Source organism: Streptomyces sp. DvalAA-43 (genome assembly GCF_900091725.1).
GTDB classification, from domain to species: domain Bacteria; phylum Actinomycetota; class Actinomycetes; order Streptomycetales; family Streptomycetaceae; genus Streptomyces; species Streptomyces pulveraceus.
In genome coordinates this window covers 155,165-174,446 of record NZ_FMBW01000091.1, presented here as the reverse complement: position 1 = coordinate 174,446, position 19,282 = coordinate 155,165, and the positions used below count along the sequence as shown (strand labels likewise).

Here is a 19,282-nt window from a genome sequence, read left to right as displayed (position 1 = left end):
CCGCGGCCGGTGTGACCCAGGCCTCAGAATCCGGGGCCGCCCGGCCGGTCGCCTGCCGCGGCCAGCCTGCCCCACAGCAGATCGGCCAGGCTGCGTACCAACTGCTCGCGGGAACAGGGGCGTTCGCCCAGCCACCAGTCACCGGCGGCGTGCATCATGCCGACGATGCCGTGGCCCCAGATGCGGGCCATGGCCGCGCTGTCCGGGCCCAGGTCCACCCGCTCGGCTATCACCAGGGCGAGTTCCTCGCCGAGCCGGCGCAGCAGCGGCGCCGAGTGCCGGCCGACGTCGAAGCCCTGCTCCGTCGAGGGCGCCGCGTCGTCGGACGGGTGCATCAGGAAGCGGTAGACCTGCGGGCGGGCCTCGATGGCCGCGAGATAGGTGTCGAGCGTCGACTCGACGCGCCTGCGGCGCTCGGCGGGGGCGTCGAGGGCCGCGCGCAGGGCGATCAGCAGGGCGTCGGTGTGGCGTTTGGCGAGGGCGCGGTAGAGACCGCCCTTGTCGCCGAAGTGCCGGTAGAGGATCGGTTTGGTGATTCCGGCCTCCGCCGCGATGGCGTTCATCGAGGCCCCGGGCCCGTCCCTGAGCACCACGCGGTCGGCGGCTTCGAGCAGCTCCCGGCGGCGGCTCTCGGCCGCTGTCCGCTGTCGCTCTGCCTGTCGTGTGCTCTCCATGTCGCCTCTCCCCGCCCCTGGCCGTGCACATGCATCGTGCCTGCGCAACGTAACACCCTGCCCAGCGCCGTGCGGATCCGAACCCGGGCGGTTGACAGAGGCTACTTGTCGGTAACAGACTGCGGTTACCGCAAGTAACGAGTGGTTTTTCACGGCAGTACGTGGAGGGGAACATGGCGGAGTTCACGCTCGAACTCAACGATGACCAGAAGCAGGTCCGTGACTGGCTTCACGGCTTCGCCGCGGATGTGATCCGTCCGGCGGCTTCGGAGTGGGACGAGCGTGAGGAGACGCCCTGGCCCATCATCCAGGAGGCGGCCAAGGTCGGCATCTACTCCCTCGACTTCTACGCCCAGCAGTTCTTCGACCCGACGGGACTCGGCATCCCGATGGCGATGGAGGAGCTCTTCTGGGGCGACGCGGGCATCGCCCTGTCCATCGTCGGTACGGGCCTGGCGGCCGTGGGCGTCCTCGCCAACGGCACCGAGGAGCAGATCGGGACCTGGATCCCGCAGATGTACGGCGACGCCGATGACGTGAAGGTCGCCGCCTTCTGCTCCTCCGAGCCGGACGCGGGCTCCGACGTCGCCTCGATGCGCACCCGCGCGGTGTACGACCAGGCCAAGGACGAGTGGGTGCTGAACGGCACCAAGACCTGGGCGACCAACGGCGGCATAGCCAACGTCCATGTCGTGGTCGCCGTGGTCGACCCGGAGCTGGGCTCCAAGGGGCACGCCTCGTTCATCGTGCCGCCGGACACCCCCGGTCTCTCCCAGGGGCAGAAGTTCAAGAAGCACGGCATCCGCGCCTCGCACACCGCCGAGGTCGTGCTGGAGGACGTCCGGGTCCCCGGCCACTGTCTGCTCGGGGGCAAGGAGAAGCTCGACCAGCGCCTGGCACGGGCCCGCGAACGTGCCGCGTCCGGCGGCGAGCGGGTGAAGAACGCCGCGATGGCCACCTTCGAGGCGTCCCGCCCGGCGGTCGGCGCCATGGCGGTCGGCACCGCCCGCGCGGCGTACGAGGTGGCGCTGGACTACGCGAAGACCCGCACCCAGTTCGGCCGACCGATCATCGACAACCAGGGCGTCGCCTTCCAGCTCGCCGACATGCGCACCCGGATCGACGCGGCCCGGCTGCTGGTCTGGCGCGCCTCGTGGATGGCGACCACCGGCAAGCCGTTCGAGTCCGCCGAGGGCTCCATGTCCAAGCTGTACGCCAGCGAGACGGCGAAGAAGGTCACCGCCCAGGCCATCCAGATCCTCGGCGGCAACGGCTTCACCCGTGAGTACCCGGTGGAGCGGATGCACCGGGACGCGGCGATCTACACGATCTTCGAGGGCACGAGCGAGATCCAGCGTCTGGTCATCGCCCGCACCCTCTCGGGCATGCCGATCCGCTGAGGCCGTCCCTCCGGGGCCGCCCCCGATCACCGGACGGGCCGGAATCCTGGCCCGTCCGGCGGTCGGGGGCGCGGTGTGTCAGGCGGGAAGGAGGGACTCGATGGCCGTGACGAGCTCGGGCGACTCCGGCTCCACGCGCGGGCGCAGCCTTGCTACCGGCTCGCCCGCCGGGGAGATCAGGAACTTCTCGAAGTTCCACTGGATGTCACCGGCCTCGCCGTCCGCGTCCGCCAGCCGGGCCAGCTCGACGTAGAGCGGGTGGCGGCCGTCGCCGTTCACCTCGGTCTTCTCCAGCAGCGGGAAGCTGACTCCGTACGTCGTCGAGCAGAAGGTCTGGATCTCCTCCGCGCTGCCCGGCTCCTGACCGGCGAACTGGTTGCACGGCACGCCGAGCACGGTGAAGCCGCGGTCCGCGTACTCGTTCTGGAGCTTCACCAGGCCCGCGTACTGCGGGGTGAGCCCGCACTTGGACGCGACATTCACCAACAGGACCACCTTGCCGCTGTAGTCGGCCAGGGAGGTGGGCTCGCCGGTGAGGGTGCGCAGGGGGATGTCGTGCAGCGTCATGAGGGTCTCCTCGTAGAAGTGACTTCCGCAGCCATTGTCACGCCCGGAGCCGGTCCGTACGAAGCCGGTCGTCGGCCGCCCGGAGCCCGCGCACCTCGCCGACCTGCGAGGGTCCCGCCATCGCCTCGAACACGGCATGACCCCGATGAGCGACCCGTGTACGGTTCGCGCCGGGCGCCGAACTCCTGTGCCCCGCCCGGGGGATCGGTACGGGGCCCGGCGATCGCGCCGTCATCGGGAGGGCGTCGCCCGCGCGGGGCCGAGCGGCTTGTAGTAGAGGGTCGTCGGCTTCAGGACTCCGGCCGGGTCCCCGGCGTACTCCGGGATCGAGCCGCACTCCGTCCAGCCCGCCGAACGGTACAGCCGCTCGGCGGGACTTCCGCTCTCGGTGTCCAGAACCAGCAGGGTGACACCGGCCTCGGCGGCCGACCGCTCGACGGCGTCGAGCAGCGACCGGCCCAGCCCCTGGCCGCGGGCCGACGGACGCACCATCAGCTTGGTCACCTCCGCGCGGTGCCGTGCGTTGGGCAGCGGGGACCGGACCAGTCCGATGGTTCCGATGACCCGTTCGGCGTCGCGGGCGATCCACACCTGGAGGTGGCCCGTTTCGACGGCCCCGGCCCGCTCCCGCCACCAGGCGGCGGCCGCGTCACGCTCGAGTGGCGCGAGGAAACCCACCGACGACCCGCCGTTCACGGTGTCCACCAGGAGAGCGGCCAACTCATCGGAATAAGTGACCAGTTCGGGTCCGTGCACAGGGACGATCTCGGTCATGCGCGGTGTCCTTTCGCGGCCTTCACGGCCTTCGTGGCTGTCATGGCGGAACGATCATCAGAGCACAGCGGGCCCGCTCCGGTCACGGGCAGGGGAAGCGCGGCCCGCACACCCGGGAACGCGGCCGCCCCCTCAGGCCGACGGCTGCCGGGACGGGGGACCGAGGAGCACGGCTACATCGCCCGGCCCGGCGTCCGGTGTACGTGTGTGGGTGACCGGTGCGAGCCGCCCGTCGGCGCTGACGACGAAGAGCACCTCGTGACCGGCCGGGAGGCCGCCGTCGGCGTGCCGCGTCAGCACCCGGGCCCCGGCCTCGTACCGGCGGGCCGGCTCCGGCCCGGTCAGACCGGTACGGAACAGGGGCTCGCTCCCGGTGTACGGCGCCACCACGCCCTGGCGGCCGGCGGCCGGAGCGAGCCGGTGGACCGGTCCCTCCACGCTCTCCCGCAGGGTCATGGCGGCGAGCGCGTTGAAGTCGTCGTCCTCGGTGAGCAGCAGCACACCGGTGATGCCCTCCAGCTCCGCCCCGGCACCGGAGGCCGCCGCGAGCAGTTCGCCCGGCGCCAGGGCCAGTCCGGCCTCCTCGATCCGGGCCCGCTGCCGCTCGGCGCCCGCCCACATCAGCACGTCGAGCCCCGTCGAGCCCAGCGCGCGTCCCAGGTCGACCGCCCAGGGCGCGCCGCCGACCAGCAGGGGGCGGGAGCGCGCGGGGCGCAGCACCCCGAGCCGCCGGGCGACCGGGAAGGCCGTCAGACCGTACAGCGTGACGGTGGCGACGATCACCACGAAGGTCGCGGGCAGGATCCGTTCGGCGCCGTCGCCGGCGCCGGCGCCGGCGACGCCCTGCGCCACCAGCGTCGCGGAGAACGTGGACGCGGTCGCCGCGGCGACCATGCCGCGCGGGGCCAGCACCACGATGAGGGCCACGCCCACCATGACTCGATCGGCCGTCATGTCCGTGCCTCCTCGGACGCCGCTGGTACCGGGATCCGAGGGACCCCGGGCCGGCCCCGTGGGCCGTGCGCGCGATCACCATCCGTGGCGGCGGGGGACGGGCGGCGCGCGGCTCGCGCCACTGGGCCATCGGGGGCCCCGCCGTCCCTCCGACGGCGTAACCGGGCCGCGCCCGGCCACACCCGGGCGACACCCACGACCGAGATGCGCACCGGCCCGCCCGCTGCTCCAATGACGGAAGCACAGGCCCCGGCCGGACGCGGGGCAGTCGAGACTCCGAGGAGCCGGTGTGAGCAGCGAGACCGACGAGACAGGGCCGATCGACTACCTGGTGGTCGAGTTCCCGGGAAACCGGATGACGGGCGAGGGGCTGCCCCTGCTGGTCGACCTGGTCGACCGGGGAATCATCCGGATCCTCGACCTGGTCTTCGTCAGGAAGGACGAGGACGGAACGGTCGCGGGGGTCGAACTCTCCGAGCTGACCGGGGACGGCCACGACGAGCTCGCCGTGTTCGAAGGGGTGTCCTCCGGCCTGCTCGGCCGGGACGACATCGACGAGGTGAGCGCGGTCCTCGAACCCGGCAGCGCCGCCGGGATCGTCATCTACGAGAACGCCTGGGCCGGACCGTTCGCGGCCGCCCTGCGCCGCTCCGGAGGACGGCTCGTCGCCGGCGGGCGGATCCCGGTCCAGGAGCTCCTGGCATCGCTCGACGCGGCCGAGGCCGGGTAGGCCGGGCCGGACGTCCACGCGGAGCAGGCCGGTCGCCCGGCCGTTCTCGCCGAGCCAGTCAAAGGAGATGCACCATGCCAGGCCTTCTTCGTGGCGTCGCCCGTACAGCGGTGATCGCCGGAACCGCCACCTCGGTCTCCAACCGGGTCTCCCGGCGCCAGGCGGGCCGCTGGGCGCAGCAGGACGCCCAGCAGACACGGCCGACCCCCGCCGCGCCGCCGCCCGCCTCCCTCCCGCCCGAGGACGAGATGAGCAACAAGATCGCCCAGCTCAAGGACCTCGGCGACCTCAAGAGCCAGGGAGTGCTGAGCCAGGGCGAGTTCGAGGCCCAGAAGGCCAGGATCCTCGCCTCCTGACCGGTCCGGCCGTGTGACCGGGTCCGCAGCCCCTCGCCATGGAGGGCCTGCTCGCGGACGAGCGTGCCGATGAACTCGTCCCGCGCGCCCGGCACCCGGGACGTCGCACCGTGGACGTGCGTCCTGAGAAGATCGATCCGTGGAATCCGCCGAGCCCTTCCCCGAGCCCCTCCCCGGATCCGGCACCGAGCCCTCGCCCGAGGACGAACCGGCCGGTCGCACCGCCCGCCGGAAGGTGGTGCGCTGCCGCCTCTGCGGCCGCCCGCTCACCGGTACGGAGTCACGCCGCACCGGTCTCGGCCCCGCCTGCGACGCCAAACTCCACCCCGCGCCCCCGGACATCCGCACCCGCCGCCACGAGGTCGAGCAGGACCCGCTGCCCGGCGTCTGACCCGGGCACGGCTACGCACCGAGGCGGCGGAACAACCCCTCCTGCACCACGGACACCAGCAGATTGCCACCGCGGTCGTAGATCCGGCCCCGCGCCAGCCCCCGCCCGCCCGTCGCGACCGGCGACTCCTGGTCGTACAGGAACCACTCGTCCGCCCGGAACGGGCGGTGGAACCACATGGCATGGTCCAGCGACGCCATGTCGAAGCCGCGCGGCCCCCACAGCGGCTCCACCGGGATACGGACCGCGTCGAGCAGCGTCATATCACTGGCGTACGTCAGCGCACAGGTGTGCACCAGGGGGTCGTCGCCCAGCGGGCCGACCGCGCGCATCCACACCGCACTGCGCGGATCGGCGTCCTCGACCTCCTCCTTCGTCCAGCGCAGCCGGTCGACGTACCTGATGTCGAACGGCTGCCTGCGAGCCATCCTCTCCAGTGCCTCCGGCAGCGCTCCCAGGTGCTCACGGACCTCCTCGGCGACGGTCGGCAACTCCTCGGGGTCCGGGACCTCGCGGGCGGGCGGCAGCTGGTGCTCGAAGCCAGCCTCCTCCGGCCGGTGGAAGGACGCCGTCAGATTGAAGATCGTCCGGCCCTGCTGGACGGCCGTGACCCGGCGCGTGGTGAACGACCGGCCGTCCCGGACGCGCTCCACCTCGTACACGATCGGCACACCCGGACGCCCCGGCCGCAGGAAGTACGCGTGCAGCGAATGGACCGGCCGGTCCCCGTCGGTGGTCCGGCCCGCCGCGACCAGCGCCTGCCCGGCGACCTGCCCGCCGAAGACCCGCTGCAGCGACTCCTGGGGGCTGCGCCCACGGAAGATGTTGACCTCGATCCGCTCCAGGTCGAGCAGATCGACCAGGCGCTCGGCGGGATTCGTCATGCCGTTCGTCCCCACTCCCGCAGCGGCGCCGCCACGGCGTACGCCCTCACAGCTGACCGACCGAGGTCACGCGGACCACGGCCCGGCCCTCCTCGTCGGAAGCGGCCAGATCGATCTCCGCGCTGATGCCCCAGTCGTGGTCGCCGTTCGGATCCGCGAAGGTCTGCCGGACCCGCCACAGACCGTGCGCCGTGTCCTCGTCGATCTTCAGCAGCTTCGGCCCGCGGGCGTCCGGACCGGTGCCCAGGTCCTCGTACTCGTCCCAGTAGGCGTCCATCGCCTCGCCCCACGCGTCCTCGTCCCAGCCCGCCTCGCCGTCCAGCTCACCGAGATCGCGGACCCGGTCCAGCGCGGCCAGTTCCACCCGGCGGAACATCGCGTTGCGCACCAGCACCCGGAAGGCGCGGGCATTGGCCGTGACCGGCTTCACCTCGTCGGCCCGCTCCTGCGCCTGCTCGGCGGTCTCCACCTCCGGGTTGGCCAGCTGCTCCCACTCGTCGAGCAGACTGGAGTCCACCTGGCGGACCATCTCGCCCAGCCAGGCGATCAGGTCCTCCAGGTCCTCGGACTTGAGGTCGTCCGGGATGGTGTGCTCCAGCGCCTTGTACGCACTGGCGAGATACCGCAGCACGATGCCCTCGGTCCGGGCCAGCTCGTAGTTCGAGGTGAACTCCGTGAACGTCATGGCGCGTTCGTACATGTCACGGATCACGGACTTCGGCGAGACCGGGTGGTCGCCCACCCACGGGTGGCTCCTGCGGTACACGTCGTACGCGTGCCACAGCAGCTCGCTCAGCGGCTTCGGGTACGTGACCTCCTGGAGCAGCTCCATCCGCTCCTCGTACTCGATGCCGTCCGCCTTCATCTGCCCGACCGCTTCGCCGCGTGCCTTGTTCTGCTGCGCGGCGAGGATCTGCCGCGGGTCGTCGAGCGTCGACTCGACGACGGAGACCATGTCCAGCGCGTACGAGGGCGAGTCCGGGTCCAGCAGGTCGAACGCGGCCAGCGCGAAGGTGGACAGCGGCTGGTTGAGCGCGAAGTCCTGCTGGAGATCGACGGTGAGCCGGACGATCCGGCCCTCCGCGTCCGGCTCGTCGAGCTGCTCCACCACACCGCCGTCCAGCAGCGAGCGGTAGATCGCGATGGCCCGGCGGATGTGCCGCAGCTGCGCCCGGCGCGGCTCGTGGTTGTCCTCCAGCAGGTGTCGCATCGCGTCGAAGGCATTGCCGGGCCGCGCGATCACGGACAGCAGCATGGTGTGCGTGACCCGGAAGCGGGAGGTCAGCGGCTCCGGGTCGGACTGGATCAGCTTGTCGAACGTCGTCTCCGACCAGGCGACGAAGCCCTCGGGGGCCTTCTTCCGGACCACCTTGCGCTTCTTCTTCGGGTCGTCGCCCGCCTTCTTGACGGCCTTCTCGTTCTCGATGACGTGCTCGGGCGCCTGCGCCACGACGAAGCCCGCCGTGTCGAAGCCCGCCCGGCCCGCGCGGCCGGCGATCTGGTGGAACTCGCGGGCGCGCAGCGTACGCACACGGGTGCCGTCGTACTTGGTGAGCGCGGTGAACAGCACCGTGCGGATGGGGACGTTGACGCCGACGCCGAGGGTGTCCGTACCGCAGATCACCTTCAGCAGACCGGCCTGGGCGAGCTTCTCCACCAGACGCCGGTACTTCGGCAGCATACCCGCGTGGTGCACCCCGATGCCGTGCCGCACATAGCGGGAGAGGTTCTGGCCGAACTTGGTGGTGAAGCGGAAGTTGCCGATCAGATCGGCGATCTTCTCCTTCTCCTCCTTGCTGCACATGTTGATGCTCATCAGCGACTGCGCCCGCTCGACCGCCGCGGCCTGGGTGAAGTGCACGATGTAGACCGGCGACTGCCGGGTGTCCAGGAGCTCGGTGAGGGTCTCGGTGATCGGGGTCAGCCGGTACTCGTAGCTCAGCGGCACCGGCCGGGTCGCGGAGCGCACCACGGAGGTGGGGCGGCCGGTGCGGCGGGTCAGGTCCTCCTCGAACATCCGGACGTCACCGAGGGTGGCCGACATCAGGATGAACTGGGCCTGCGGCAGTTCCAGCAGCGGGATCTGCCAGGCCCAGCCGCGGTCCGGCTCGGCGTAGAAGTGGAACTCGTCCATCACGACCTGGCCGATGTCGGCGTACTTGCCGTCACGCAGCGCGATGGAGGCCAGCACCTCGGCCGTGCAGCAGATCACCGGGGCGTCGGCGTTGACCGAGGCGTCGCCGGTGAGCATGCCGACGTTCTCCGTACCGAACAGCTTGCACAGGTCGAAGAACTTCTCCGAGACCAGTGCCTTGATCGGCGCGGTGTAGAAGGTGACCTTGTCCTGGGCCAGCGCCGTGAAGTGCGCACCCGCCGCGACCAGGCTCTTTCCGGAGCCGGTCGGGGTGGAAAGGATCACGTTCGCGCCGGAGACCACCTCGATCAGCGCCTCCTCCTGAGCCGGATAGAGGGTGATGCCCTGCGTCTCGGTCCATGACGAGAAAGCCTCGAAGAGGGCGTCGGGGTCGTCGGTCGGGGGCAGCTGATCGATAAGGGTCACGCCCCCATCTTGCCTGCCTTCCGCCCGGATGAGGGAACCGGACGACCGTATGAAGATCACGGACGATACGCTTCCCACTCAACTCGGCCATGCCACAACGGCCATGGCAGCGATACGACTCTGGGGGCGGGAAGAACCATGATGGGACCGGCACACTCTCTGTCAGGGGCGGCGGCCTGGCTGGGGGTGGGCGCGGCGGCGGCGGCCGCCGGCCACGCGATGCCGTGGCCCGTCCTCGTCGTCGGGGCGCTGATCACCGCCGGAGCCGCACTGGCCCCGGACCTCGACCACAAGTCCGCGACCATCTCGCGCGCCTTCGGGCCGGTGTCCCGGGGGCTCTGCGAGATCGTCGACAAGCTCTCGCACGCCGTCTACAAGGCGACGAAGATGCGCGGTGACTCGGCCCGCAACGGCGGCCACCGGACGTTGACCCACACCTGGGTGTGGGCGGTCCTGATCGGCGCCGGCGCCTCCGCCGCGGCGATCACCGGCGGCCGGTGGGCGGTGCTGGCGATCCTCTTCGTCCACCTGGTGCTCGCCGTCGAGGGGCTGCTGTGGCGGGCCGCCCGGATGTCCAGCGACGTCCTGGTCTGGCTGCTCGGCGCGACCAGCGCCTGGATACTCGCCGGCGTCCTCGACAAGCCGGGCAACGGCTCGGACTGGCTGTTCACCGCCCCCGGCCAGGAGTACCTCTGGCTCGGGCTGCCCATCGTGCTCGGCGCACTCGTCCATGACATCGGTGACGCGCTGACCGTCTCCGGCTGCCCGATCCTGTGGCCCATCCCGATCGGCCGCAAGCGCTGGTACCCGATCGGCCCGCCGAAGGCCATGCGGTTCCGGGCCGGGAGCTGGGTGGAGCTGAAGGTACTGATGCCGGTGTTCATGGTGCTCGGGGGAGTGGGCGGGGCGGCCGCGCTGAACTTCATCTGACGGCACACCGCCCTGGGCCCGCCCGGCGTGACCGGGCGGGCCCAGGGCGGTGTGCTCAGCCGTGCCAGGACCGCCACAGCGCCGCGTACGCGCCGTCCGCCGTCACCAGCTCGTCATGACTGCCCAGTTCGCTGATCCGGCCGCCCTCCACCACCGCGATCACATCCGCGTCGTGCGCGGTGTGCAGCCGGTGGGCGATCGCCACGACCGTACGGCCGTCCAGCACCCGGGCCAGCGAACGCTCCAGATGACGGGCGGCCCGCGGGTCCAGCAGCGACGTCGCCTCGTCCAGCACCAGCGTGTGCGGATCGGCCAGGACCAGCCGGGCCAGGGCGATCTGCTGGGCCTGGGCCGGAGTCAGCGCCAGACCGCCGGAACCGACCTCGGTGTCCAGCCCCTCCGCCAGGCTCCTCGCCCAGCCGTCCGCGTCGACGGCCGCCAGCGACGCCCACAGCTCGGCGTCCTCGGCGCCGGTACGGGCCAGCAGGAGGTTGTCCCGCAGCGAACCGACGAACACATGGTGCTCCTGGTTGACCAGCGCCACATGCGTACGTACGTCCTCCGCCCTCATCCGTGACAACTCGGCGCCACCGAGCGTCACTTCGCCCGTGCGCGGGGCGTAGATCCCGGCCAGCAGCCGGCCCAGCGTGGACTTGCCCGCGCCGGACGGGCCGACCAGCGCGAGGCGCGTCCCCGGTGCGACGTCCAGCGACACCCGGTGCAGGACGTCGAGGCCGGCGCGGTAACCGAAGCGCACCTCGTCGGCCCGCACGTCCCGGCCGTCCGGGACGACCTCCGCGTCGCCCGCGCCCGGTTCGATCTCCCGTACGCCGACCAGCCGGGCCAGCGACACCTGTGCCACCTGGAGCTCGTCGTACCAGCGCAGGATCAGACCGATCGGGTCGACCATCATCTGCGCCAGCAGCGCACCCGTCGTCAGCTGCCCCACGGTCAGCCAGCCCTCGATGACGAACCAGCCGCCGAGCATCAGCACCGCGCCCAGAATCGTTACATACGTGACATTGATGACGGGGAAGAGCACCGAGCGCAGGAACAATGTGTAGCGTTCCCACGCGGCCCACTGGGTGATACGGGTGTCCGACAGCGCCACCCGCCGGGCACCCAGACGGTGCGCCTCCACGGTCCGTCCGGCGTCCACCGTCTCCGCGAGCATCGCGGCCACCGCGGCGTATCCCGCGGCCTCCGACCGGTACGCGGACGGCGCCCGCCTGAAGTACCAGCGGCAGCCGAGGATCAGCACGGGCAGGGCGATCAGCACCGAGAGCGCCAGCGGCGGGGCCGTCACGGTGAGGGCGGCGAGCAGCAGCCCCGCCCACACCACGCCGATCGCCAGCTGCGGCACGGCCTCGCGCATCGCGTTGGCCAGCCGGTCGATGTCCGTGGTGATCCTGGAGAGCAGATCTCCGGTCCCGGCCCGCTCCAGCACCCCCGGCGGCAGCTTGACCGACCGGACGAGGAAGTCCTCGCGCAGATCGGCCAGCATCTCCTCACCGAGCATCGCGCTGCGCAGGCGCATCAGCCGGGTGAACACGGTCTGCACGATCAGCGCGAGCGCGAACATCCCGGCGGTGCGCTCCAGATGGAGGTCCCGCACACCGTCGGAGAGATCCTCCACCAGCCCGCCCAGCAGATACGGTCCGACGATCGACGCTACGACCGCGATCGCGTTGAACGCGACGAGCACGGTGAACCGGCCGCGATGGCGCCGCAGCAGCTCCCGTACATAGCTCCGTACGGTGGTGGGGGTGCCGACCGGCAGGGTCGTCGCCGACTCCGGCGCGGCCGGGTCGTACGCCGGTACTGCGACGCCGATCATGCCCGTTCCTCGATTTCCTCGATCGTTCCGGTCGCGCACCCGGTGGTCAGGGCCGCGATCTCGTCGTCCGTCTCGCGTGTCACGACCGCCCGGTAGCGGGGTTCCGTGTCCAGGAGCTCGCGGTGCTCGCCGACCGCGACGACGGTGCCCCGGTGCACCAGCACCACCCGGTCCGCGAGGTCGAGCAGCAGGGGCGAGGAGGCGAACGCGACGGTGGTGCGGCCCTGGCGCAGTGCCTTGATCCCGGCGGCGACCCGGGCCTCGGTGTGAGAGTCGACGGCGGAGGTCGGCTCGTCGAGAACCAGCGCCTCCGGGTCGGTCACCAAGGAGCGGGCCAGTGCGAGCCGCTGACGCTGGCCGCCCGAGAGCGACCGGCCGCGTTCGGTGATCCGGGTGGCCATCGGGTCGCCGTCCGCGGCCGGTGACGCCTGCGCCAAGGAATCCAGCACATCGCCGCACTGTGCGGCCGCAAGTGCTTCCTCGGGGGTCACCCGGCCGGACGACGGGACGTCCAGCAGCTCGCGCAGGGTGCCGGAGAGCAGAACCGGGTCCTTGTCCTGGACCAGTACGGCGGTCCGGGCGGAGTCCAGCGGGAGTTCGTCCAGCGGTACGCCACCGAGCAGGACGGAGGGGGGCTTCTGTGCCGCGGCGCCCTCGTCGGACTCCGGGTCGGAGTCCGTCTGCGCGTGTCCGCCGAGCCGCTCGGCCAGTCGGCCCGCCTCGTCCGGATCGCCGCAGACCACCGCGGTGAACAGCCCGGCCGGGGCCATCAGACCGGTGGCCGGGTCGTACAGCGCGCCGGTCGGCGCGCCGTCGACAGTCGACGGCCCGGCCGTACGGTGCAACGACAGCACCCGGACCGCGCGCTGGGCGGACGGCCGCGAGAAGGAGTACGCCATCGCGATCTCCTCGAAGTGCCGGAGCGGGAACAGCATCAGCGTCGCCGCGCTGTACACCGTGACCAGCTGGCCGACCCCGATCCGGCCGTCCCGGGCCAGTACCGCCCCGTAGACGACCAGCGAGATGAGCAGCACGCCCGGCAGCAGCACCTGGACCGCGGAGATCAGCGACCACATCCGGGCGCTGTGCACGGCAGCCTCCCGGACCTCCTGCGAGGCTCGCCGGTAGCGGCCGAGGAACAGCTCCTCGCCGCCGATCCCGCGCAGCACCCGCAGCCCCGCCACGGTGTCCGAGGCCAGCTCCGTGGCCTTGCCGGCCTTCTCGCGCTGGAGGTCCGCGCGTTTGGTGGCCCGGGGGAGCAGCGGCAGCACGGCGAGGGCCAGCAAGGGCACGGAGACCGTCACCAGGATGCCCAGCGACGGCAGATAGAGGAGCAGCCCCGCACAGATCAGTACCAGGGCGGCGGCGGCCGCGGCGAAGCGGGAGACGGCCTCGACGAACCAGCCGATCTTCTCGACGTCCCCGGTGGACACCGCGACCACTTCGCCCGCCGCGACCCGACGGGTCAGCGCCGAGCCGAGCTCCGCGGTCCTGCGGGCCAGCAGCTGCTGGACCCGGGCGGCGGCGGTGATCCAGTTGGTGATGGCGGTCCGGTGAAGCATCGTGTCGCCGAGCGCGATCAGCACGCCCAGCACCGCGATCAGCCCGCCCGTCCACGCGAGGCGGGTGCCGGAACGGTCGACGACGGCCTGGACGGCGAGCCCGACGGCGGGCGACAGCCCGGCGATGGAGCACTGGTGCAGCAGGCCCCAGGACATGGATCTGAGCTGGCCCCCGAGCTGATTGCGGCCGAGCCAGAGCAGGAAGCGTGGACCTGAACGGACATCGGGATCGCCTGGATCCGGGTAGGGAAGATCGCGAATCTGCATGACGTCCCATGGTTCGGTGTGCCGGTGGTTCGGTGGATGGATCAAGGTGAATGATCCAAACCGTGCCAGGTTCGCCCCGGGACGTCGGTCGGAGCAATTGGTTTTCTTCACGAACGGTACACATCGCGCCATGTTTGAGAAGCGGCCGGGCGGGCCGGGCCGGGCCCCGCAGGGCACGTACCGGGCCCGCCCGGCCGCGGCGGCGGCTAGGACTGCTCGGGATTCTCCGAGTCCATGCCGGAGCGGGCCTTCTTCCACTCACCGCGGGTGAAGTCCGGTATCTCCTGCGGAGCGCCCTTCGCCCTGATCGAAAGATGGCTGAGTGGCACCGGCGACGTCCAGGTCGCCGCGTCGTACACATCGAAGTCGGGGACGAGGCCGAGCCGCATGCACTGCATCAGCCGGAAGACCAGCATGTAGTCCATGCCGCCGTGGCCGCCGGGCGGGTTGGCGTGCTCCTTCCACAGCCAGTGGTCCCAGTCCTGGTACCGGGAGAAGTCGCCCCAGTTGTCGTCGGTGTGGTCGGGCTCGATGTAGATGCGCGCGGGATAGTCCTCGAAGACGCCCTTCGTGCCGCCGAGGCTGTTGATCCGCGAGTACGGATGCGGAGTGGACACGTCGTGCTCCAGCCGGATGACCCGTCCCTTGGCGGTCTGGACGAGACTGATCGTCCGGTCGGACTCGATATAGGTCTCCTTCCAGCTCGGGTCGCCGGCCGGCATGTTCTTCCTGCGGTACTCGGCGAGCCCGAGGGACGGGGAACCGACGCTGGTGATGCTCACCGCACGGTCGCCGCGGTTGATGTCCATGTAGTTGGCGACCGGGCCGAACCCGTGGTTGGGGTAGAGATCGCCACGCAGCCGGGTGTGCCAGAGCCTGCGCCAGGGGCCTTCGTAGTAGCCAGGGTCGAACATCAGGCCGCGCAGGTCGTGGTTGTACGCGCCCGCGCCGTGCAGCAGATCGCCGAAGAGACCGGCGTGCGCCATGCGCAGCACCCGCATCTCGTTCTGCCCGTAGCAGCAGTTCTCCAGCTGCATGCAGTGGCGTCTGGTGCGCTCGGACAGATCGACCAGCTCCCAGAGCTGGTCGAGCCGGAGCGCGATCGGACACTCCACGCCGACATGCTTGCCGTTCAGCAGAGCGGTCTTCGCCATCTGGAAGTGGAAGTCCCAGGGGGTCGCCACATAGACGAAGTCGATGTCTCCGCGCTCGCAGAGGTTCTCGTAGTCGTCCTCGCCATGGGTGTAGACGGCGGGGGCCGGCTGCCCCGCGGCGGTCACCTTCGCGGCGGCGCGCTGCGCCTTGTCCTTGACCGGGTCACAGACGGCGACGACCTGTACGCCACTGACGGCGAGGAAGAGATCGATCATGCTGCCACCGCGGTTGCCGAGGCCGACGATGCCGACCCGGACGGTGGAGCGCCGGTCGAAGGGGACGCCCACCATGGTCCTGCCCTGGCGCTTCGGAGCGTCCGCCCCCTCCGGGGCAGTGGCGTCCGGGGTCCGGCCGGGGGCGGCGGCCGCGGTGGAGCCGCCGAGGGCGCCGAGTCCGAGCCCGGCACCGGCCACTCCGGCGGTCGTCCAGAGAACCGAGCGGCGGCTCATCGAGCCCTCGTCGCCGTCCTGCGTACCGTCGTTCTGCTGTGCTGCGTCGTTCATCGATCCTCCGTAAGGGGGGTCTGACGTGCGCGGCTGGTGAATGAACCTCGTGATGGACCTTGGTAGTCGGGTCTGCTGTTGCGCAAGGGGAGTGATTGGACTCCTGTTTTGAAACCATGGACTTTCGTACACATGCGAAAGCCGGGCGGGCTCGTATGTGCCGAGCCCGCCCGGCTGTCCGGGGGCGCCTACGGGGACCGAACGTCCCCGGCGGTCAGCGCACCACGGCCCCCGGCCGGGTCGCCCGCTCCAGTTCCATCAGCACCGAGTAGTACGTATGCCCCGTGGCCCGGTCCATTCCGATCTCGCACATCCGGTTGGCCGAGAGATAGGCGTCGTACGCGCGCCCGTTCACCTCGGCGGCCTCCTTCGCCGTCGCCGAGGCCGTCAACTCCTTGTGCAGCATGCCCCGGTCGCCCGCGAAGGCACAGCATCCGGCGTCGTCCGGGATCACGACCTCCTCGGCGCAGGCCTCCGCGACCGTACGCAACTGCTCCACATCGTCCAGATGCTGCATGGAGCACGTCGGATGCAGGACCGCCGAACCGGTCTTCCGGAGGACCGTCAGCCCGGGAAGCAGTTCGTCGGCCGCCCAGACCAGGGAGTCGACGATGGTCAGCTCGCGGTGCAACTCCCGGTTGTCATCGGTGAGATACGGCACCACCTCATGGGCGATGCCCAGGGTGCACGACGAGGCGTCGACGACCAGTGGCAGCTTTCCGCCGGCCGTCCAGCCCCAGGCCGCCTCCACGATGCGGTTGGCCATCACGGCGTTGCCCTCGTCGTACCCCTTGGAGTGCCAGATCGTCGCGCAGCAGGTGCCCGCCACGTCGTCCGGGATCCACACCGGCTTTCCGGCGCGGGCCGAGACGGCGACGACGGCCTGCGGCAGCGACGGGCCGCGATGGCCCTCGGGGCCGCCGAAGATACGGTTCACGCACGCCGGGTAGTAGACGGCGCTCGCCCCGACGCGCGAGGTCCTGGGCAGCTTCCGGGCGGCGGCCCCGGGAATCTCGGGGAGCCACTCGGGCACCAGATCGGGGCGCACGGCCTTGCGGGCGAGAGCGGTGATGGTCTCCAGCGGTCCGTCGCCGAGCCGGTCGCCGATCCGGTCGGCGGCGGCCACCGCGAGCCGCGCCGCAGCCTCCACCGCCTTGAAGTTCTTCGCGGTGAGCGCCGCGACCCGCTCCTCGCGCGGCGAGTGCCGCTGGTGGCGGAAGTCCTTCATCATCGCGCCGGTGTCGATGCCCACCGGGCAGGCGAGCTTGCACGTCGAGTCGCCCGCGCAGGTGTCGACGGCGTCGTAGCCGTAGGCGTCGAGCAGCTGTGTCTCCACCGGGGAGCCGCCCGGCTGCCGCATCATCTCCCGGCGCAGCACGATCCGCTGGCGCGGGGACGTGGTCAGATCGTGGCTGGGACAGGTGGGCTCGCAGAAGCCGCACTCGATGCAGGGGTCGGCGACCGCCTCGACCTCGGGAATGGTCTTCAGCCCGCGCAGATGGGCCTTCGGGTCGCGGTCGAGGACGATCCGGGGGGCCAGGACGCCGTCGGGGTCGATGATCTGCTTGGTGCGCCACATCAGCTCGGTCGCCCTGGGGCCCCACTCCAGCTCCAGGAAGGGGGCGATATTGCGGCCGGTGGCGTGCTCGGCCTTCAGCGAGCCGTCGAAGCGCTCCACCGTCAGCCGGCAGAAGTCGTCCATGAACGCGGCGTAGCGGTCGACGTCGGACGGCTTCGCCGCGTCGAAGGCGAGCAGGAAGTGGAGGTTGCCGTGGGCCGCGTGGCCCGCCACGGCGGCGTCGAAGCCGTGTTCCGCCTGGAGCGAGAGCAGGGCCTCGCAGGCTTCGGCCAGCCGGGAGGGCGGCACCGCGAAGTCCTCCGTGATCAGCGTCGTGCCCGAGGGCCGGGAGCCGCCGACCGCGGTGACGAACGCCTTGCGGGCCTTCCAGTACCCGGCGATGACCTTGGCGTCGCGGGTGAAACCGTTGGTCACCGAGGGGACGGGCGCGACCAGGTCGAGCCCCTCGACCACGGCCGCCGCCGCCCGCTCGTACGCCTCCTGGCCGGGCTCGTCCGGGGCCCGGAACTCCACCAGCAGCGCCGCGGTCTCCTTGGGCAGATCGGCCCAGTCCGCGGGCACGCCCCGGACGCTCACCGAGGCGCGCAGCGTATTGCCGTCCATCAGCTCGACGGCGATCGCCCCCGCCTCGTTGAAACGGGGCACGGCGGCCGCCGCCGCGGTCAGGGACGGGAAGAACAGCAGGGCCGTGGAGACACGCCGGTCCAGCGGCAGCGTGTCGAAGACGACCTCGGAGATGAAGCCGAAGGTGCCCTCGGAGCCGACCATCAGACCGCGCAGGATCCCGACCGGCGTCGAGCCGTCCAGGAAGGCGTCGAGGCGGTAGCCGTTGGTGTTCTTGATCTCGTACTTGGCACGGATCCGGGCGGTGAGCGCGGCATCCGCCTCGATCTCCGCCTTCAGGGCCAGCAGCCCCGCGCACAGCTCCGGCTCGGCGCGGGCGAGGTCCTCGTCCGCGGCCGGGGCGCCCGTGTCGACGACGGTGCCGCTCGGCAGCACGAAGGTGAGGGAGGAGACCGTGCGGTACGAATTGCGGGTCGTGCCCGCCGTCATGCCCGAGGCGTTGTTGGCGACGACTCCGCCGATCGTGCAGGCGATCGCGCTGGCCGGGTCGGGGCCCAGCAGCCGGCCGTGCCGGGCGAGGGCGGCGTTGGCCCGCACGATCGTCGTACCCGGCCGGATGCGGGCCCGTGCGCCGTCGTCCAGGACCTCGATGCCCGCCCAGTGGTGGCGCACGTCGACCAGGATGTCCTCGCCCTGGGCCTGGCCGTTCAGGCTGGTGCCGGCCGCCCGGAAGACGACCTCGCGGCCCTGCGCGTGCGCGTACGACAGGACCGCGGCGATGTCGTCGATGTCCTGCGGGACCACGACGACCTGGGGGACGAAGCGGTAGGGACTGGCATCCGAGGCGTACTTGACCAGGTCGGAGACCTTCCACAGCACCTTCTCCGGCCCGAGCAGGGCGAGCAGGTCGCCGCGCAGCGGTTCGGGCGTGCCCGGAGCCTGCCGGTCGGGGACCCGGTCCATGGACGGCGTACGTACCGCACCTGGGCGGAGTGCTTCCGGCTTCGGCTCCAGCAGTGGCATGTCGAGCTCTCCTCGGCGGTTCGGTTCGGTATCACGGCGGACGTGCGTCACCCGGCGGGGGCGGGGCCGTCCGGGCGGTGTCTAACAGCGTCGCTCCGGCATTCCGTCGACCAGGGCGGACAGCAGCCCGCCGAGCACCTCGCGCTGATCGGCGGTGAGTGGGGCCAGGATCTCCTCCGCGGCGGCCCGGCGCGCGTCGCGCAGCGACCGGAGGGTGGCGAGGCCCTCCTCGGTGATCTCGATGCGGACCACGCGGCGGCTGTCCGGATCGGGGGCGCGACGCACCCGCCCGCTCGCCTCCAGTCCGTCGACCAGGGTGGTCACGGCGCGCGGGACGACATCCAGGCGTTGCGCGAGATCGGCCATCCGGGGCGGGCCGTCGTAATGCGCGACGGTGCGGAGCAGCCGGAACTGGGCGGGGGTGATGCCCATCGGCTCCAGCTGGCGGCTCTGGATCCGCTGGAGTCTGCGGGTCACCCTCAGCAGCTGCTCGGCGAGCACGCCATCGGCGTCGGAGGAGTCCATGGAGGGAACAATATCAGGACCCTGTTCATTGTGAGTATAGGTAACAA

Annotated in this window: 16 protein-coding genes; 5 read left to right on the top strand and 11 right to left on the bottom strand. The window is 71.3% G+C overall.

The window, feature by feature from the left end; translation table 11 throughout:
• Positions 1-23: 23 nt before the first annotated feature.
• A complete protein-coding gene (locus tag GA0115234_RS38295; protein WP_093550996.1) occupies positions 24-674 on the bottom strand; it encodes a TetR family transcriptional regulator in 651 nt (216 codons plus the stop codon).
• Positions 675-847: 173 nt separating this feature from the next.
• On the opposite strand from GA0115234_RS38295, the gene GA0115234_RS38290 reads away from it, so the two are divergent.
• Positions 848-2,074 (top strand): acyl-CoA dehydrogenase family protein, encoded by a 1,227-nt coding sequence (locus tag GA0115234_RS38290; protein ID WP_093550994.1) that lies wholly within the window; start codon positions 848-850, stop codon positions 2,072-2,074.
• Positions 2,075-2,152: 78 nt separating this feature from the next.
• On the opposite strand, the gene GA0115234_RS38285 is transcribed toward GA0115234_RS38290, so the two are convergent.
• The 3 genes from GA0115234_RS38285 to GA0115234_RS38275 form a co-directional block, all read right to left on the bottom strand.
• Positions 2,153-2,641, bottom strand: coding sequence for a glutathione peroxidase (locus tag GA0115234_RS38285; protein ID WP_093550993.1), 489 nt, complete (start codon positions 2,639-2,641; stop codon positions 2,153-2,155).
• A 231-nt stretch (positions 2,642-2,872) separates the two neighbouring features.
• Positions 2,873-3,415, bottom strand: a complete 543-nt coding sequence (locus GA0115234_RS38280; protein ID WP_093550991.1) for a GNAT family N-acetyltransferase — start codon at positions 3,413-3,415, stop codon at positions 2,873-2,875.
• Positions 3,416-3,547: 132 nt separating this feature from the next.
• Entirely contained in the window at positions 3,548-4,369 is an 822-nt protein-coding gene (locus tag GA0115234_RS38275) for a hypothetical protein (RefSeq protein ID WP_343335971.1), read from the bottom strand.
• A gap of 289 nt (positions 4,370-4,658) precedes the next feature.
• Here GA0115234_RS38275 and GA0115234_RS38270 point away from each other — a divergent pair, with 289 nt between their 5' ends.
• The 3 genes from GA0115234_RS38270 (at position 4,659) to GA0115234_RS38260 (ending at position 5,846) form a co-directional block, all read left to right on the top strand.
• Positions 4,659-5,099 (top strand): DUF6325 family protein, encoded by a 441-nt coding sequence (locus GA0115234_RS38270; protein ID WP_176729389.1) that lies wholly within the window; start codon positions 4,659-4,661, stop codon positions 5,097-5,099.
• A gap of 74 nt (positions 5,100-5,173) precedes the next feature.
• The gene (locus tag GA0115234_RS38265; protein WP_093550989.1) at positions 5,174-5,455 is read left to right on the top strand and encodes an SHOCT domain-containing protein; all 282 of its coding nucleotides are present in this window, start codon (positions 5,174-5,176) and stop codon (positions 5,453-5,455) included.
• A 139-nt stretch (positions 5,456-5,594) separates the two neighbouring features.
• Complete coding sequence (locus GA0115234_RS38260) at positions 5,595-5,846, top strand: DUF6011 domain-containing protein (protein ID WP_093550986.1); 252 nt, start codon at positions 5,595-5,597, stop codon at positions 5,844-5,846.
• A gap of 11 nt (positions 5,847-5,857) precedes the next feature.
• On the opposite strand, the gene GA0115234_RS38255 is transcribed toward GA0115234_RS38260, so the two are convergent.
• Together GA0115234_RS38255 and GA0115234_RS38250 are read right to left on the bottom strand one after the other, a co-directional pair.
• Positions 5,858-6,730, bottom strand: a complete 873-nt coding sequence (locus GA0115234_RS38255) for an acyl-CoA thioesterase (RefSeq protein WP_093550983.1) — start codon at positions 6,728-6,730, stop codon at positions 5,858-5,860.
• Positions 6,731-6,776: 46 nt separating this feature from the next.
• Complete coding sequence (locus GA0115234_RS38250; protein ID WP_093550981.1) at positions 6,777-9,290, bottom strand: DEAD/DEAH box helicase; 2,514 nt, start codon at positions 9,288-9,290, stop codon at positions 6,777-6,779.
• Positions 9,291-9,428: 138 nt separating this feature from the next.
• On the opposite strand from GA0115234_RS38250, the gene GA0115234_RS38245 reads away from it, so the two are divergent.
• Positions 9,429-10,220, top strand: a complete 792-nt coding sequence (locus GA0115234_RS38245; protein WP_093550979.1) for a metal-dependent hydrolase — start codon at positions 9,429-9,431, stop codon at positions 10,218-10,220.
• A gap of 55 nt (positions 10,221-10,275) precedes the next feature.
• On the opposite strand, the gene GA0115234_RS38240 is transcribed toward GA0115234_RS38245, so the two are convergent.
• The 5 genes from GA0115234_RS38240 to GA0115234_RS38220 form a co-directional block, all read right to left on the bottom strand.
• Entirely contained in the window at positions 10,276-12,057 is a 1,782-nt protein-coding gene (locus GA0115234_RS38240) for an ABC transporter ATP-binding protein (protein ID WP_093550976.1), read from the bottom strand.
• Positions 12,054-13,886, bottom strand: a complete 1,833-nt coding sequence (locus GA0115234_RS38235) for an ABC transporter transmembrane domain-containing protein (RefSeq protein ID WP_093550974.1) — start codon at positions 13,884-13,886, stop codon at positions 12,054-12,056. Before GA0115234_RS38235 ends, GA0115234_RS38240 begins: the two co-directional genes overlap by 4 nt.
• A gap of 206 nt (positions 13,887-14,092) precedes the next feature.
• Positions 14,093-15,544: a Gfo/Idh/MocA family protein gene (locus GA0115234_RS38230; protein ID WP_093550972.1), complete on the bottom strand. Its 1,452-nt coding sequence runs from the start codon at positions 15,542-15,544 to the stop codon at positions 14,093-14,095.
• Positions 15,545-15,758: 214 nt separating this feature from the next.
• On the bottom strand, positions 15,759-18,710 hold the full coding sequence (locus tag GA0115234_RS38225; protein ID WP_093550970.1) for an FAD-binding and (Fe-S)-binding domain-containing protein: 2,952 nt from the start codon (positions 18,708-18,710) through the stop codon (positions 15,759-15,761).
• Positions 18,711-18,791: 81 nt separating this feature from the next.
• On the bottom strand, positions 18,792-19,235 hold the full coding sequence (locus GA0115234_RS38220) for a MarR family winged helix-turn-helix transcriptional regulator (protein WP_093550968.1): 444 nt from the start codon (positions 19,233-19,235) through the stop codon (positions 18,792-18,794).
• Between the last annotated feature and the right edge of the window lie 47 nt (positions 19,236-19,282).

Coding starts and splice junctions, on each gene's coding strand:
- GA0115234_RS38295 (WP_093550996.1), bottom strand. CDS start 674: ATGGAGAGCACACGACAGGCAGAGCGACAGCGGACAGCGGCCGAGAGC.
- GA0115234_RS38290 (WP_093550994.1), top strand. CDS start 848: ATGGCGGAGTTCACGCTCGAACTCAACGATGACCAGAAGCAGGTCCGT.
- GA0115234_RS38285 (WP_093550993.1), bottom strand. CDS start 2,641: ATGACGCTGCACGACATCCCCCTGCGCACCCTCACCGGCGAGCCCACC.
- GA0115234_RS38280 (WP_093550991.1), bottom strand. CDS start 3,415: ATGACCGAGATCGTCCCTGTGCACGGACCCGAACTGGTCACTTATTCC.
- GA0115234_RS38275 (WP_343335971.1), bottom strand. CDS start 4,369: ATGACGGCCGATCGAGTCATGGTGGGCGTGGCCCTCATCGTGGTGCTG.
- GA0115234_RS38265 (WP_093550989.1), top strand. CDS start 5,174: ATGCCAGGCCTTCTTCGTGGCGTCGCCCGTACAGCGGTGATCGCCGGA.
- GA0115234_RS38255 (WP_093550983.1), bottom strand. CDS start 6,730: ATGACGAATCCCGCCGAGCGCCTGGTCGATCTGCTCGACCTGGAGCGG.
- GA0115234_RS38245 (WP_093550979.1), top strand. CDS start 9,429: ATGATGGGACCGGCACACTCTCTGTCAGGGGCGGCGGCCTGGCTGGGG.
- GA0115234_RS38240 (WP_093550976.1), bottom strand. CDS start 12,057: ATGATCGGCGTCGCAGTACCGGCGTACGACCCGGCCGCGCCGGAGTCG.
- GA0115234_RS38235 (WP_093550974.1), bottom strand. CDS start 13,886: ATGCAGATTCGCGATCTTCCCTACCCGGATCCAGGCGATCCCGATGTC.
- GA0115234_RS38230 (WP_093550972.1), bottom strand. CDS start 15,544: ATGAACGACGCAGCACAGCAGAACGACGGTACGCAGGACGGCGACGAG.
- GA0115234_RS38225 (WP_093550970.1), bottom strand. CDS start 18,710: ATGCCACTGCTGGAGCCGAAGCCGGAAGCACTCCGCCCAGGTGCGGTA.
- GA0115234_RS38220 (WP_093550968.1), bottom strand. CDS start 19,235: ATGGACTCCTCCGACGCCGATGGCGTGCTCGCCGAGCAGCTGCTGAGG.